Origin of the sequence: Plasticicumulans lactativorans, from assembly GCF_004341245.1 — a bacterium.
GTDB lineage: Bacteria > Pseudomonadota > Gammaproteobacteria > Competibacterales > Competibacteraceae > Plasticicumulans_A > Plasticicumulans_A lactativorans.
On record NZ_SLWY01000014.1, the window covers coordinates 1 to 13,089 of the forward strand.

The 13,089-nt window shown below is 72.8% G+C and carries 15 protein-coding genes; 5 read left to right on the forward strand and 10 right to left on the reverse strand.

Features of this window, described 5'->3' with window-relative positions:
• Positions 1 to 99: hypothetical protein (locus EV699_RS20525; RefSeq protein ID WP_132543395.1), on the reverse strand; the 99-nt coding region annotated here is incomplete at its 3' end.
• A gap of 241 nt (positions 100 to 340) precedes the next feature.
• Between EV699_RS20525 and EV699_RS12985 the strand changes: the two genes are divergently transcribed.
• The gene (locus EV699_RS12985) at positions 341 to 754 is read left to right on the forward strand and encodes a hypothetical protein (protein ID WP_132543397.1); all 414 of its coding nucleotides are present in this window, start codon (positions 341 to 343) and stop codon (positions 752 to 754) included.
• A 20-nt stretch (positions 755 to 774) separates the two neighbouring features.
• On the opposite strand, the gene EV699_RS12990 is transcribed toward EV699_RS12985, so the two are convergent.
• A complete protein-coding gene (locus tag EV699_RS12990) occupies positions 775 to 1,974 on the reverse strand; it encodes a Bcr/CflA family multidrug efflux MFS transporter (protein WP_132543399.1) in 1,200 nt (399 codons plus the stop codon).
• 295 nt (positions 1,975 to 2,269) lie between these two features.
• On the opposite strand from EV699_RS12990, the gene EV699_RS12995 reads away from it, so the two are divergent.
• Positions 2,270 to 2,512, forward strand: a complete 243-nt coding sequence (locus EV699_RS12995) for a hypothetical protein (RefSeq protein WP_132543401.1) — start codon at positions 2,270 to 2,272, stop codon at positions 2,510 to 2,512.
• A 268-nt stretch (positions 2,513 to 2,780) separates the two neighbouring features.
• Here the strand turns inward: EV699_RS12995 and zapE are convergent, their stop codons facing one another.
• From zapE to EV699_RS13025, 6 genes are all read right to left on the reverse strand, one after another.
• Complete coding sequence (gene zapE, locus EV699_RS13000) at positions 2,781 to 3,902, reverse strand: cell division protein ZapE (protein ID WP_132543403.1); 1,122 nt, start codon at positions 3,900 to 3,902, stop codon at positions 2,781 to 2,783.
• An 89-nt stretch (positions 3,903 to 3,991) separates the two neighbouring features.
• Entirely contained in the window at positions 3,992 to 4,828 is an 837-nt protein-coding gene (gene cysQ / locus EV699_RS13005) for a 3'(2'),5'-bisphosphate nucleotidase CysQ (protein ID WP_243662666.1), read from the reverse strand.
• Entirely contained in the window at positions 4,825 to 5,373 is a 549-nt protein-coding gene (gene nudE, locus EV699_RS13010; protein ID WP_132543407.1) for an ADP compounds hydrolase NudE, read from the reverse strand. The genes cysQ and nudE overlap by 4 nt, the downstream gene beginning before the upstream one ends.
• 56 nt (positions 5,374 to 5,429) lie before the next feature.
• Positions 5,430 to 6,182 (reverse strand): YdcF family protein, encoded by a 753-nt coding sequence (locus tag EV699_RS13015; RefSeq protein WP_132543409.1) that lies wholly within the window; start codon positions 6,180 to 6,182, stop codon positions 5,430 to 5,432.
• A gap of 13 nt (positions 6,183 to 6,195) precedes the next feature.
• Entirely contained in the window at positions 6,196 to 6,339 is a 144-nt protein-coding gene (locus EV699_RS13020) for an entericidin A/B family lipoprotein (protein ID WP_132543411.1), read from the reverse strand.
• Positions 6,340 to 6,394: 55 nt separating this feature from the next.
• Complete coding sequence (locus tag EV699_RS13025) at positions 6,395 to 7,486, reverse strand: PQQ-dependent sugar dehydrogenase (protein WP_132543413.1); 1,092 nt, start codon at positions 7,484 to 7,486, stop codon at positions 6,395 to 6,397.
• A gap of 152 nt (positions 7,487 to 7,638) precedes the next feature.
• On the opposite strand from EV699_RS13025, the gene EV699_RS13030 reads away from it, so the two are divergent.
• Positions 7,639 to 9,651 (forward strand): PhoX family protein, encoded by a 2,013-nt coding sequence (locus EV699_RS13030; protein WP_132543415.1) that lies wholly within the window; start codon positions 7,639 to 7,641, stop codon positions 9,649 to 9,651.
• Positions 9,652 to 9,873: 222 nt separating this feature from the next.
• On the opposite strand, the gene EV699_RS13035 is transcribed toward EV699_RS13030, so the two are convergent.
• Together EV699_RS13035 and EV699_RS13040 are read right to left on the reverse strand one after the other, a co-directional pair.
• Complete coding sequence (locus EV699_RS13035) at positions 9,874 to 10,455, reverse strand: cytochrome b/b6 domain-containing protein (RefSeq protein ID WP_132543417.1); 582 nt, start codon at positions 10,453 to 10,455, stop codon at positions 9,874 to 9,876.
• An 89-nt stretch (positions 10,456 to 10,544) separates the two neighbouring features.
• Positions 10,545 to 10,796 carry a PepSY domain-containing protein gene (locus EV699_RS13040; RefSeq protein ID WP_132543419.1) on the reverse strand — a complete coding sequence of 84 codons (252 nt, stop codon included), beginning with the start codon at positions 10,794 to 10,796 and terminating at the stop codon, positions 10,545 to 10,547.
• Positions 10,797 to 10,948: 152 nt separating this feature from the next.
• Here EV699_RS13040 and EV699_RS13045 point away from each other — a divergent pair, with 152 nt between their 5' ends.
• Both EV699_RS13045 and EV699_RS13050 read left to right on the forward strand, forming a co-directional pair.
• A complete protein-coding gene (locus tag EV699_RS13045; RefSeq protein WP_132543421.1) occupies positions 10,949 to 11,623 on the forward strand; it encodes a response regulator in 675 nt (224 codons plus the stop codon).
• 31 nt (positions 11,624 to 11,654) lie between these two features.
• Complete coding sequence (locus EV699_RS13050) at positions 11,655 to 13,022, forward strand: sensor histidine kinase (protein ID WP_132543423.1); 1,368 nt, start codon at positions 11,655 to 11,657, stop codon at positions 13,020 to 13,022.
• Positions 13,023 to 13,089 lie beyond the last annotated feature (67 nt).

Consider the following 13,089-nt stretch of genomic DNA (forward strand, 5'->3'; position numbering starts at 1 on the left):
CAGCGCCACCAGGTCCGCGGTCTGCTGCGCGCTCAGCGGCAGCGGCGGAATCCCCTGCGCCGCCCGTTCCTCGACGTGTTTGCGGTAGTTCTCGAGCACGGATTACCCCCTTTCTGATGACGTGTGACGCCGACGGCATGCCCCGGCGAGCGGTTGAACACCCTGCGATCTCGTCCCCGCGGGCGCGCCGACCGTAGCCGTTGCAGTGCGGAAAAATCGCCGCAGCTTAATGGGAAAGCCGTGCCGCTGTGAACTGTGCGGCATCCCACGATCCGGCACGATCCGGCCACCGTGCGGTGGCACACTGCGGGTCGCTGCCGACGTCCTCCGGGGGAATGCCATGAAACGCCTGCTGACCGCCCTGCTGCTGCTCGCCACCACCACGCTGCAGGCGCAGACGTCCGCGCTCGAGATCCAGGAGTTCCGCGGCATGCGCTTCGTCGCCGGCGGCGTCGGCGACGAGGAGCGCGCGGATCTCGAATCGCTGGCGGGCGCGTTCCGCCTGCGTGTCACCTTCGCCCTCGCGCAGGGCGGCTTCATCAGTGACGCCCGCGTCCGCGTGCGCGACGCCGCCGGCCTCACCGTGCTCGAAACCGTCGTCGACGGCCCGATCCTGCTGCTCAACCCGCCGCCCGGCGCCTACACGGTGTGGGCCGAGGCCTACGGCCAGGCACAGGAGCAGGGGGTGACGGCGCCGGAGAGCGGCCAGGCCAAGCTCAACTTCCTCTGGCGCGTCGCCAGCCCGGCACCCTGAACGGCGCACGTGCCGGCCGTTCAGCGCGCGCGCAGCGCCATCACCAGCGCCAGCCGCGCGCCGACGCCGCCCACGCCGATCGTCGCGCACATCGCCAGCGGGCCGCCGTCCGGGAAGTGCCCGACCACGAGGCTGCCGAGGGTGCCGCAGCCGAACTGGATCGCCCCGGCGAGCGCCGAGATCGCCCCGGCGCGCTCCGGGTGCAGCGCGAACAGCCGCGCCACGGCATTGGCGGCCACCAGGCCGATCACCCCGACGTAGAAGACCAGCGGCAGCACCACGCCCATGAGTCCGCCGCGCCCGCTTATCGCGAGCGCCGACAGCACGATGCCGGCGAGCGCGGCGATGCTGGTGCCGATGCGCAGCATGCGGTCGGGGCCGAGGCGGCCGACCACGCGTGCGTTGATCGACGAGCCGATGATGATGCCCACCACGTTGAGGCCGAACAGGTAGCCGTAGTACTGCGGCGGCACGCCGAAGTGGTGGATGTACACGAACGGTGACGCGGTGATGTAGGCGAACAGGCCGACGAAGCACGCGCCGCTGCTCAGCAGGTAGCCGAGCGTGGCGGGGTCGCGCAGCGCCGCGGCGTAGCCGCGGAAGGCGTGGCCGAGGCCGCCGCCGGTGCGCGCGTGCGGCAGGTGGGTCTCGGGTACGCGCAGCCACACCGCGACGAAGCACCAGGCGCCGAAGGCGGCGAGCGCGAAGAAGATCGCGCGCCAGCCGGCGGCCAGCATCAGGTAACCGCCGAGGATCGGCGCGAGCAGCGGCGCGACCATCGTCACCAGTTGCATCAGCGACAGCACCGGCGCCACCCGCAGCGGCGGGAAGATGTCGCGCACGATCGCGCGCGCCAGCACCGCCGCGGCGCCGCCGCCGAAGGCCTGCAGCGCGCGCAGCGCCACCAGGTGGCCGACGTCGTCGGCCAGCGCGCAGGCCAGCGTCGCGAGCACGTAGAGCGCGATGCCCCCGAGCAGCACCGGGCGCCGACCGTAGCGGTCCGACAGCGGGCCGTACACCAGCATCCCGCTGCAGAACCCGACCAGGAAGGCGCTGATGGTGAGCTGCACCGCGGCCTCGGTCGCATGCAGCGCGAGCGCGATCGCCGGCAGGCTCGGCAGGTAGGTGTCGATCGACAGCGGCCCGAAGGCCACCAGCGCCCCCAGCAGCACGATGGTCCGGCCGGCGGGGTCCAGGCGCTCGTTGCGCGATACGTTCATGCCACGATCTCCTTGCCAGGGGGCGCGTGCCGCGCGGCGTGCGCATCCGCTGGCCGTCGGCGGGCGAGGCGGCGGCCGGCACGATGCCGGGAGGCCGCGGCGGTTTCGCCGCCGCCCGCAGGGGGCGGGCAGCTTAACCGCTCGGTGCCCGCGTCGCCGAGCGCGATCCGCCAGCCCGTCCGGTCCGGGCGCGGGCATCGTGGAGATGCGGCCGAGGACTATGCTTCGGATTCTGGCGGCCGCCCGTCGCCCCCAGCAGCCGCCCCCTTCGCCCAGACGTTCCGGAGACGCCCCGATGACCATCGCCCGCACGCTGGCCGGCCTCGCCCTGGCCGGCGCCGCCCTGTTCGCCCTGTCCACGCCGAGCCAGAGCGCGCAACCCAACATGCAGGCCGCCCTCGACAACCTCATGCAGGCCCGCGCGAACCTGCAGCGTGCCGTCGCGGACAAGGGCGGCCACCGCGCCAACGCGCTGTCGCTGGTCGACCAGGCGATCGACGAGGTCCGCGCCGGCATCGACTACGCCCGCACGCACTGAACGGAAGGTGCGAACGCCGCGGCCGTTCGCGGCGTTCAGCGCTGGCATTGCGTGCCGGAAGACGCCTTATCGGATGGCGGAGGGGCGGGATGCCGCGGCGGCGCCGGCTCCAGCGACCTGATCGACGATGCCGCGGACTTCGCCCTCCCGCCCCCGTGGGGTCTGCCGCGGGTCCCGTTTCGCGTGCACTGCCGCTGCTGATGTATCGACGACCTGCGAGCGTCATTGCTTGCAGGTCATGCGCTTACGCGCAGGCGCGTCGACCCCCTCAGGGCAGGTGCGGGCGTGCCAGGAATTCCTTCGACTGCATCTCCTGCAGCCGGCTCACCGTGCGCTGGTACTCGAAGACGAGTTTCTCGCCGCGGTAGAGCGCTTCGCAGGGGGCGGCGGCGGTCACCACGAGCTTGACGTTGCGGTCGTAGAACTCGTCGACCAGGTTCAGGAAGCGCCGCGCCTGGTTCTCCATCATGTGGTCGAACACCGGGATGGCGGAGATCAGCACGGTGTGGAAGGCGCGGGCGATCTCGATGTAGTCGATCTGCGAGCGCGGGCCGTCGCAGATCGCCGCGAAGTCGAACCACACCACGCCTTCGGCGAGCCGCCGCGTCGGGATCACGCGGCCTTCGATCTCCAGGCCGGCGTCGGCGCGGCCCGGTTCGGGGGCGAGCGTCGCGAAGGCTTCGCTCAGGCACTGGTCGGCCCGCGCGTCGAGCGGCGTGTGGTAGACCGCGGCCTTCTCCAGGTAGCGCAGGCGGTAGTCGACGCCGTTGTCGACGTTGAGCACGTCGAGGTGATGCTTCAGCAGCGCGATCGCCGGCAGGAAGCGCGCGCGCTGCAGGCCGTTCTTGTAGAGCTCGTCGGGCGGGATGTTGGTGGTCGTCACCAGTACCACGCCGTTCCTGAACAGGCCGTCGAGCAGGCCGTGCAGCAGCATCGCGTCGGTGATGTCGGCGACGAAGAACTCGTCGAGGCAGATCACCCGCGCCTCGCGCGCGAGCTGCTCGGCGACGATCTTCAGCGGGTCCTGCTGGTTGCCGAGTTCGTTGAGGCGCGCGTGCACCATCTGCATGAAGCGGTGGAAGTGCAGGCGCAGCTTCTCGGGGATCGGCAGGGTCTCGAAGAACAGGTCGACCAGGTAGGTCTTGCCGCGGCCGACGCCGCCCCACAGGTACAGGCCCTTGATCGCCGGCGCCGCCGGCTCGTGGGTGCGCCGGCTGGTGAGGCGCGAGAACAGCCCGATCTTCTTCACCGGGGTGCCGCTGTCGGCGTTGCGGCGTGCTTCGAGCAACTGGTCGTACACCCGTTGCAGGTTGCGTACCGCGATCTCCTGCGCGGTGTCGTGCTGGAAGCCGGGGCGTTGGAGGTCCTGGTGGTAGCGGCGGACGAGCATGGCGGCGTGCTGGTGGCGCGGTCGGCGGGGCCGTCATTTCAGACCATGCGCGCGGCGCGGACAAGGCGCACGGCGCGCGCCAGGGCTTCTCAGGCCTTGGACTTGCGCCGCGGCAGGTAGCGCGACCAGTCGCGCGAGGGGTCGCCGAAGGCGATGAAATCGGGGTTGAGCAGGATCGGGCGCGCGTTGTAGCGCAGCGGGCGCATGAAGGTGTCGGTGAGGCCGCCGCCGGCCTCTTCGAGGATGATCTGCGAGGCGGCGGTGTCCCACTCGCAGGTGGGGCCGAAGCGCGGGTAGAGGTCGGCCTCGCCCTCGGCGATCAGGCAGGCCTTCAGTGCGCTGCCGACGCCGCGGTACTCGTGGCGGCCGAGGTGTTCGAGGTAGGTGGTCAGCGGGTGGCCGGTGTAGACGCGGCTGCCGGCCACGCGCACCGGCGCATCGCCGAGCAGGCGGGTGTGGATGCGGTGCGGGGCGGCGCCGGCGGCGTCGAGCTTCCAGGCACCGGCGCCGCGCGCGGCCCAGTAGCAGGTGCCGGCCACCGGCACGTGGATCAGCCCGAACACCGGCACGTGCTGCTCGATCAGCGCGATGTTGATCGAGAACTCGTCGTTGCGGCGCACGAACTCGCGGGTGCCGTCGAGCGGGTCGACCAGCCACAGCCGCGTCCAGCCGCTGCGCTCGGCGAGCGGCACGCGTGCGGATTCCTCCGACAGCACCGGGATGTCCGGCGTGAGCGCGCCGAGCGCGGCGACGATGATGTCGTGCGCGGCGAGGTCGGCCTGCGTCACCGGCGAGCGGTCGGCCTTCTCGTCGACCGTGAAGTCGGTGCGGTACACCGCGAGGATCGCCGTCGCCGCCTGCGCGGCGATCGCGGCGATCGCCGCCGCGAGTGCCGGCGGGGCCGGCGGGGCCGGCGGCAGGCTCACGGTGCCTCCCGCAGCGCCTCGCGCACCAGGAACAGCGCCGCGATCGAGCGCGCCTCGGTGAAGTCGGCGCGGGTGAGCAGCTCGGCCAGCGCCGACAGCCGCCATGGCACGACCTCGATCTCCTCGGGTTCGTCGCCGGGGTGGCGCTCCTCGAACAGGTCCTCGGCCAGCACCAGGTGGGTGGTGTGCTCGAAGTAGCCCGGCGCGATCGTGGTCGGGCGCAGGTAGCGCAGGCGGCGCGCGCCGTAGCCGACCTCTTCCATGATCTCGCGGTTGGCGGCGGCGAGCGGGTCCTCGCCGGGTTCGATCACACCCTTGGGGCAGCCGAGCTCGTAGCGGTGGGTGCCGGCGGCGTACTCGCGCACCAGCAGCACGGTGTCGGCATCGAGCATCGGCACCACCAGCACCGAGCCGTGGCGGCCCGAGGGCACGCGCTCGAATTCGACCTCGCAGCCGTTGGCGAAGCGCAGCCCGACCTTTTCGACGCGGAACAGGCGGCTGGTGGCGACGGTTTCGGAAGCGGTGATTTCGGGGAGTTTGCGCATGGCAGCATTGTCCGCGCCGCGAGGGGCGCGCGTCCAGCCGCCGCCGTCGCCGGCGTTCACGACGCCACGTCGCCGTCGCGCAGGCGGTAGACGATGCGTCCGATCAGTTCGTGCAGCGCGTAGTAGACGCCGTAGACCGCGCCCGGTTGCGGCACGAAATCGGCGGGCTCGGCGTGGTAGTCCGGGTTGGTGAAGTACAGCGTCGGTGCCGCCACCACCTCGAAGCCCTCGCGCGCGAAGGCTTCGCGCGCGCGCGGCAGGTGCCAGGCATTGCTCACCAGCAGGATGCGGCTGACGCCGCGGGCGCGCAGCAGCGGCGCGCTGTTGCGGGCGTTCTCGCGGGTGGTCTGGCTCGCGCTTTCGACCAGCACGTCGCTGATGCCGAACTCCTCGCGCAGCGCCTGTGCCATCAGCGTGCCCTCGGGGGCGCTGCGGCCGCGATCGCGGTAGCCGCCGGTCACCAGCACCGGCAGCCCGGTGGCGCGGGCGAGGTGCGCGCCGTAGCGCAGGCGCGCCAGCGTGGACACGTTCAGGGTCACCCCGCCGTACTCGGGGGCGGTGCCCGACAGGCCGCCGGCCAGCACCACCACCGCCTGCGCGCCGCTCGCCCGGGCGGCGGCGACGTCGAGCGGCGGCGGCGGTGCGACCAGCCGGTCGAGCCAGCCGATCGACGCCGGGATCGAACTCAGGTAGCCGGCGAGCAGCCCGCAGGCGAGCAGCCAGCGCCCCAGCCGCCGGCGCCACAGCAGCACACCGGCGAGGAGCACCAGCAGCACGCCGCCGGGCGGCATCAGCAGGCTTTCGAGCATCGGCGGCGGGGGCTCAGTAGGGCTTGGCCTTCTCGGCCCCCTTCTGCACGGCTTCGCCGCCGGCTTCGACGTCCTTGCCGAAGCCCTTGACGGTGTTGCAGCCGGCGAGGCCGATGACGAAACCGAGCGCGACGAGGATCGAGATGAGCTTGCGCATGGCGGTGGACTCCTGGGAAGTGGCGTTGCGGTCGCAACGGGACGGGGGGCGAGGCTCACGGCCGGTAGCTGATGCGGTAGATGCGCCCGCCCTGGTCGTCGGACAGCAGCAGCGAGCCGTCCGGCAGTTCGAGCAGGTAGGCGGGGCGTCCCCACACCTTGCCATCGGCACCGAGCCAGCCCTGTGCGAAGGGTCGGTAATCATACGGCCGTCCATCGCGCACGTCGGCCATCATCACGCGGTAGCCGATCTTGCTGCTGCGGTTCCACGAGCCGTGCTCGGCGACGAACACGCGCCCGCGGTATTCGGCCGGGAACTGCGAGCCAGCGTAGAACACGATGCCGAGCGGCGCGACGTGGGCGTCCAGCGCCACCGCCGGGGCGGTGTAGTCGGCGCAGCGCCGGCCGCTGCCGAACTCGGGGTCGAGGATGCGGCCGCCGTGGCAGTACGGGTAGCCGAAGTGCGCGCCGGGCGTGGTGAGGATGTCCAGCTCGTCGGGCGGGGCGTCGTCGCCGAGCCAGTCGCGCCCGTTGTCGGTGAACCACAGCTCGCGCGTGCCCGGCCGCCAGGTGAAGCCGACGGTGTTGCGCACGCCGCGGGCGACCGTCTCCATCGCGCCGCCGCCCGGGTCGAGCGCGCGGATCTCGGCGTAGCCCGGCCGCTCGCAGATGTTGCACGGCGCCCCCACCGCCACGTAGAGCCGGCCGTCGGGGCCGAAGTCGGCGAAGCGCCAGCCGTGGTGGCGTTCGCCGGGCAGGTCGGCGCGCAGCACCTCGGGCGGCGGCGGGGCGTCGAGGTGCCGCTCGATGTCGCGCAGGCGCAGGATGCGGTCGACGTCGGCGACGTACAGGTCACCGTCCTTCAGCGCGATGCCGTTCGGCATCGCCAGGCCCTCGGCGAGCGTCCAGCGCCGCTCGGCGCGACCGTCGCCATCGGCATCGCGCAGCGCGTAGAGGCGCCCGCCGCTGCGGGTGCTGACGAACACCGTGCCGTCCCGCCCGAGCCGCAGCACCCGCGCATCGGGCACGTCGTCGGCCCACACGGCGATGCGGAAACCCGGCGGCAGGCGGATGTCGGCGACGGTGGCGGCCGCCGCCAGGGCCGGCAGCAGGGCGGCGAGGGTTGCGATCAGCAGACGGTGGAGCATGGACGGAATCTCCGCGGCGGCGGCATCAGGGAAGGTAGACCGCGGGCACGGCCGCGGGTGCCGTGCAACGAGACCGTCATCCGCCGCACCGATACTGCGCCGCCGTACCGGGCGCGGCGTCGCGCCGGGCCCATCGTTTCCGAGGTCAAGGCATGAGCAAGATCGACGACGGCATCGTCAGCAACGATTCCGCCAACCCCCATTTCGGGCAACTGCTGGCGGCGCGCCTGTCGCGGCGCACGCTGCTCGGTGGCAGCCTCGGCGCGGCGGCGCTGGGCTTCCTCGGCATCGACGTGCCGGCCGCGGCGGCGGCGGATGCCGTGCCGGCCGGCAGCACCGGCCCGGCGGCGGCCGGCCCGGCGGCGGCGGCGCTGCTCGGCTTCACGGGCATCGCGGCCTCGACCGAGGACACCGTGCGCGTGCCCGCGGGCTACCGCTGGCAGGTCATCGCGCGCTGGGGCGACCCGATCGGCGCGCTCGACGCCGCCCCCGGCACGCCGGCCTTCCGCACCGATGCCGGCAACAGCGCCGAGGAGCAGGCGCTGCAGGTCGGCATGCACAACGACGGCATGCATTACTTCACGCTGCCCTGGGACAACGCCGACGCGGCGGGCGCGTCGCGGCGCGGGCTGCTGGTGATCAACCACGAGTACGTCGACCAGGGCCTGCTGTACCCCGACGGCATGCAGGGCTGGAGCGCCGACAAGGTGCGCAAGTCGCAGCACGCGCACGGCGTGTCGGTGCTGGAGATCGTCGAGCAGGGCGGCGAGTGGCGCATCGTGCCGCAGTCGGGCTACGCGCGGCGCATCACCGCGAACACGCCGATGCGCATCGGCGGCCCCGCCGCCGGCCACCCGCTGCTCTGCACCGCTGCCGATCCCGAGGGCCGGCAGGTGCTGGGCACGTTCAACAACTGCGCCAACGGCTACACCCCGTGGGGCACCTACCTGACCTGCGAGGAGAACTTCAACGGCTACTTCGTCGCCGCGAGCGTCGACGCCGACCTGAAGCGCTACGGCGTCAAGGACAGGTCGGACTACCGCTGGCACGAGCACGACGCGCGCTTCGACGCCGGCCAGCACCCCCACGAACCCAACCGCTTCGGCTGGGTGGTCGAGATCGACCCCTACGCGCCCGATGCGGTGCCGGTCAAGCGCACCGCGCTCGGGCGCATCAAGCACGAGGGCGCGACCGTCACCACCGCGGCGGACGGCCGCGTGGTCGTCTACATGGGCGACGACCAGGCCGGCGAGTACATCTACAAGTTCGTCAGCCGCGACGCCTGGGATGCCACCGACCGCCTGCGCAACCGCCACCTGCTCGACCACGGCACGCTGTACGTGGCGCGCTTCGAGGCCGACGGCGGCGGGCGCTGGCTGCCGCTGGTGCACGGCGCCGACGGCCTCGTGGCCGACAAGGGCTTCGCCGACCAGGGCGAGGTGCTGGTGCGCACGCGCCAGGCCGCCGACGTGCTCGGCGCGACCAGGATGGACCGCCCGGAGTGGATCGCCTGCCACCCGCAGAGCGGCGAGGTCTACTGCTCGCTGACCAACAACACCGGGCGCGCCGACGCCAGGCCGAACGACCCCAACCCGCGCGACAAGAACGTGCACGGCCACATCATCCGCTGGCGCGAGCGCGGCGACGCCGCCGCCGAGGCCTTCGCGTGGGACGTGTTCGTGCTCGCCGGCGACCCGGCCAGCGAGGTGGCGAACAACCAGGGCAACGTCACCCGCGTCAACCCGGCCAACACCGACGTGTTCTCGGCGCCCGACGGGCTGTGGGTCGATCCGCGCGGCGTGCTGTGGATCGAGACCGACGTCTCCACCTCGCGCCTCTACCACCCGGAGCTGAACCCGAAGAGCACCGAGCTCCGCAACATCGGCAACAACCAGCTGCTCGCCGCCGACCCGGCGAGCAAGGCGATCCGGCGCTTCCTGACCGGCCCGGTGGGCTGCGAGATCACCGGCATCACGATGACGCCCGACCTGCGCACGCTGTTCGTCAACGTGCAGCACCCGGGCGAGCCGCTCGGCGACTCCGAGTTCAACGACCCGGCGAAGCCGATGAAGTACAGCACCTGGCCCGACGGCCCCGCGGGCGGGCGCCCGCGCTCGGCCACCGTGGTGATCACCCGCACCGACGGCGGCGTGATCGGCAGCTGAGGGGCGGCGACCGCAACGCCCGGTCTACGGCCCGTTAGCTTTGGCCGCCCCGGTTGCCGCGATGCTGCATTTCGTCATTTCAGGCAGAAAGTCCGACGAATCCGGCAAGCGGCTTCCGCGTCTGCGGGGCATGCGAAAGGGCGGAGGCTCCTGTGCAGGAGGGCGCCGCGGGTAAGACCGCGGCGCCCCTGAGGCGGGATCGGTGCCGTCGCAGGCGCCGGCTCAGGCGCGCTTGCGGCCGGTCAGCATCGCGCGCGGCAGGTTCTCGCGGTGCAGCACGCTTTCCCAGAGCACGCCGAGCAGGTGCGCGCCGATCAGCGCCACGCAGCTGTAGGCGCAGAACTCGTGGGCGTCCTTCAGCACGTCGACGAGCGCGTCGCTGGCGTCGGCGAACACCCCGGCGAGGGGGCCCATGCCGTTCTGGGCGCCGTACAGCGACAGGCCGAGGCCGGTGGTGACGAGGAGCATGACGATCATCGCGACGATCATCGCCCCGCCCGCCGGGTTGTGGCCGATGTAGCGCCGCGCCCGGCCCCTGAGCACCGCCGCGGTGTAGCGCAGCACGGTCCGCGGGTGGTGCACGAAGTCGCTGAAGCGCGCGTGCCGCGAGCCGACGAAGCCCCACACCAGGCGCAGCAGGAGCAGGCCGACGACCGTGTAGCCGGCGAGCACGTGGATGTTCTGCAACTCGTCCTCGGTGAAGAAGGCGAGCGTGAAGGCGGCGACGAGCGTCCAGTGGAACAGCCGCACCAGCGGGTCCCACACGTGGACCTCGGCGGACGTGTCAGCGGGTGATGTCGACATGAATGGCAGCTCCGGTGCGCCCGCGCGGGCGGTGGCAGGCGGGGCGCCGGCGGCGATGGGCCCGTGGGCCGCCGCCGGCGCGCCCGGGCTTACTTGGCGTCCTTGTTCAGTTCGCCGGTGACGACGTCGTAGAACACGTTCACCTTCTTGCCGTCGGCGCCCTTGATCTGCACCTCCCAGAGTTCGCGGCCCTTCTGGGTCTCCTTGTAGGCCTTGACGACCTCGCCGGGGTGCAGCGCGGTGGCCTTGGCGATGGCTTCCTCCTTGGTCATGTCGGCGGCGAAGGCGCTGCCGGCGGTGGCGAGCAGGGCGGCGGCGATCAGGGTGTTCAGCGTGCGCATGATGGTCCTCTCGGGAGCGAACCCGGCCGGGTGGCCGGACGAGAGGCAGGATAGGGAGCCTGCCTTAACCGGGCCTTAACGTGCCGGGGCCCCGTCCGGCGCCTGGTCGATGCGCTTGCCCCGTGCGCGCCGGGGCGTCACAGTGCCGCGCCATGCGCGTGTTGCTGGTGGAGGATGACAGGCCGCTGGCGGCGGGGCTGCGCGAGGGGCTCGAACGCGAGGCCCTGTGCGTGGACCACGTCGGCGATGCGGAGCGGGCGTGGTCGGCGCTGCTGGCGACCGCCTACGACCTCGCCATCGTCGACATCGGCCTGCCCGGGATGGACGGCTTCGAGCTGGTGCGGCGCCTGCGCGCGTCGGGCCGCCACGTGCCGGTGCTGATGCTGACCGCGCGCGACGGGCTGGAGGACCGCGTGCGCGGCCTCGATACCGGCGCCGACGATTACCTGGTGAAGCCGTTTCTGCTGCCCGAGCTGCTGGCGCGGGTGCGCGCGCTGATCCGGCGCAGCCGCGACGCCGGCACGCCGCTGCTGCGCTTCGGGCCGATCGTGCTCGACCTCGCCTGCCGCAACGCCTTTCTCGACGGCGCACCGTTCGAACTGACCGGTCGCGAGTGGGACGTGCTCGAACACCTGATGCTCGCCGCCCCCCGCGTCGTCGCCAAGTCGAAGCTCGCCGACAGCCTGAGCCGCTGGGACAACGAGATCACCACCAACGCCGTCGAGATCTACGTGTCGCGCCTGCGCGCCAAGCTCGCACCGGCGGCGGTGACGATCCGCACGGTGCGCGGCATCGGCTACCGGCTCGACGAGGGCGCCAGCGCGTGAGGCCGGGCGGCGCACGCCCGCTGGCGGGGCGGTGAGCGCCGCGCCGACGCTGCGCCGACGGCTGCTGCTCGGCCTGCTGCTGCCGCTGCTCGCGCTGCTCGGCGTCGGCGTGGTCGCCGACTACCGCACCGGCGTGCGCCTGGCCGAAGACGCCTATGACCACGCGCTGACCAGCACCGCCATCGCGCTCGCCGCGCGGCTCGAGCTCGACAAGGATCACGACCTCGACGTCGACCTGCCCGCGGCGGCCGAAGCGGTGCTGCGCAGCGACCCGACCGATCGCATCGATTTCGCCGTCTACGATCACCAGGGCAAGCTCATCTCCGGCAACGCCGGGCTGCGCGAGCTGGCGGCGGCGCCGGGGAGCGCCAACCCGGCGTTCAGCGATGCCGTGCGCGACGGCACGCCCCTGCGCGTCGTCACCTACCGCTACGCCGGCCCCGAAGGCATGGCGACCATCATCGTCGTCGAGACCACGCGCAAGCGGCAGCGGGCGGCGGCGCAGGTGCTGGTGTCGACCGGCTGGCCCAACGTGCTGATGGTCGCGGCGACGCTGCTGATCGTGTTCTTCGGCGTGCGCTACGCGCTGGCGCCGCTCGATGCGCTCGGGCGCAGCATCGACCGCCGCGCCCCCGACGATCTCGGCCCGATCCCGCTGCACGGCACGCCGGGCGAGGCGCGGCCGCTGGTCGCGGCGCTGAACCGGCTGATGGACAACCTGCGCCGCTCCACGGCGCTGCAGCAGGCCTTCCTGTCCAACGCCGCCCACCAGTTGCGCACGCCGCTCGCCGGGCTGCAGACCCAGGTCGAGCTGGCGCTCGACGCGGTCGCGGCGCCCGACCGGCCGCGCCTCGAAGCGATGCGCGAGGCGACCGCCCGCCTGGTCCGCCTGACCCACCAGATGCTGGCACTGGCGCGTTCGGCGCCCGAGGCCGGGGCCGGCCAGCAGTGCGAGCCGGTCGACCTGCCCGCGCTGCTGGAGGACGCGGCCTGCGGCCATCTCGACCGGGCGCTCGCGCGCGGCATCGACCTCGGCTTCGAGCCGGCGCCGGCCACCGTGGCCGGCTCGCGCTGGCTGCTGCACGAGATGCTCGCGAACCTGATCGACAACGCGCTCGCCTACGCCCCCGCGGGCAGCGCGGTCACCGTGCGCTGCGGCAGCGCCGCCGACGGCGGCGCCTTCCTCGAAGTCGAGGACGCCGGGCCCGGCATTCCCGCAGCCGAGCGTGCCCGCGTGATCGAGCGTTTCTACCGCATCCCCGGGTCGGAGCCGGCGGGCAGCGGCCTCGGCCTCGCCATCGTGCACGAGGGCGCCTGCCGCCACGGCGCGCGGCTCGACCTCGACGACGGCGCGCACGGCCGGGGTACGCGGGTGCGCGTGCGCTTTCCGGCGCCGTAAGGGCGGGGGCGCGCCGCGGCGGCGGCGCTGTCAGGAATCCGAAGGCATTCCCTGCCTACCGTTGCGG

Coding starts and splice junctions, on each gene's coding strand:
- EV699_RS12985 (WP_132543397.1), top strand. CDS start 341: ATGAAACGCCTGCTGACCGCCCTGCTGCTGCTCGCCACCACCACGCTG.
- EV699_RS12990 (WP_132543399.1), bottom strand. CDS start 1,974: ATGAACGTATCGCGCAACGAGCGCCTGGACCCCGCCGGCCGGACCATC.
- EV699_RS12995 (WP_132543401.1), top strand. CDS start 2,270: ATGACCATCGCCCGCACGCTGGCCGGCCTCGCCCTGGCCGGCGCCGCC.
- zapE (WP_132543403.1), bottom strand. CDS start 3,902: ATGCTCGTCCGCCGCTACCACCAGGACCTCCAACGCCCCGGCTTCCAG.
- nudE (WP_132543407.1), bottom strand. CDS start 5,373: ATGCGCAAACTCCCCGAAATCACCGCTTCCGAAACCGTCGCCACCAGC.
- EV699_RS13015 (WP_132543409.1), bottom strand. CDS start 6,182: ATGCTCGAAAGCCTGCTGATGCCGCCCGGCGGCGTGCTGCTGGTGCTC.
- EV699_RS13020 (WP_132543411.1), bottom strand. CDS start 6,339: ATGCGCAAGCTCATCTCGATCCTCGTCGCGCTCGGTTTCGTCATCGGC.
- EV699_RS13025 (WP_132543413.1), bottom strand. CDS start 7,486: ATGCTCCACCGTCTGCTGATCGCAACCCTCGCCGCCCTGCTGCCGGCC.
- EV699_RS13030 (WP_132543415.1), top strand. CDS start 7,639: ATGAGCAAGATCGACGACGGCATCGTCAGCAACGATTCCGCCAACCCC.
- EV699_RS13035 (WP_132543417.1), bottom strand. CDS start 10,455: ATGTCGACATCACCCGCTGACACGTCCGCCGAGGTCCACGTGTGGGAC.
- EV699_RS13040 (WP_132543419.1), bottom strand. CDS start 10,796: ATGCGCACGCTGAACACCCTGATCGCCGCCGCCCTGCTCGCCACCGCC.
- EV699_RS13045 (WP_132543421.1), top strand. CDS start 10,949: ATGCGCGTGTTGCTGGTGGAGGATGACAGGCCGCTGGCGGCGGGGCTG.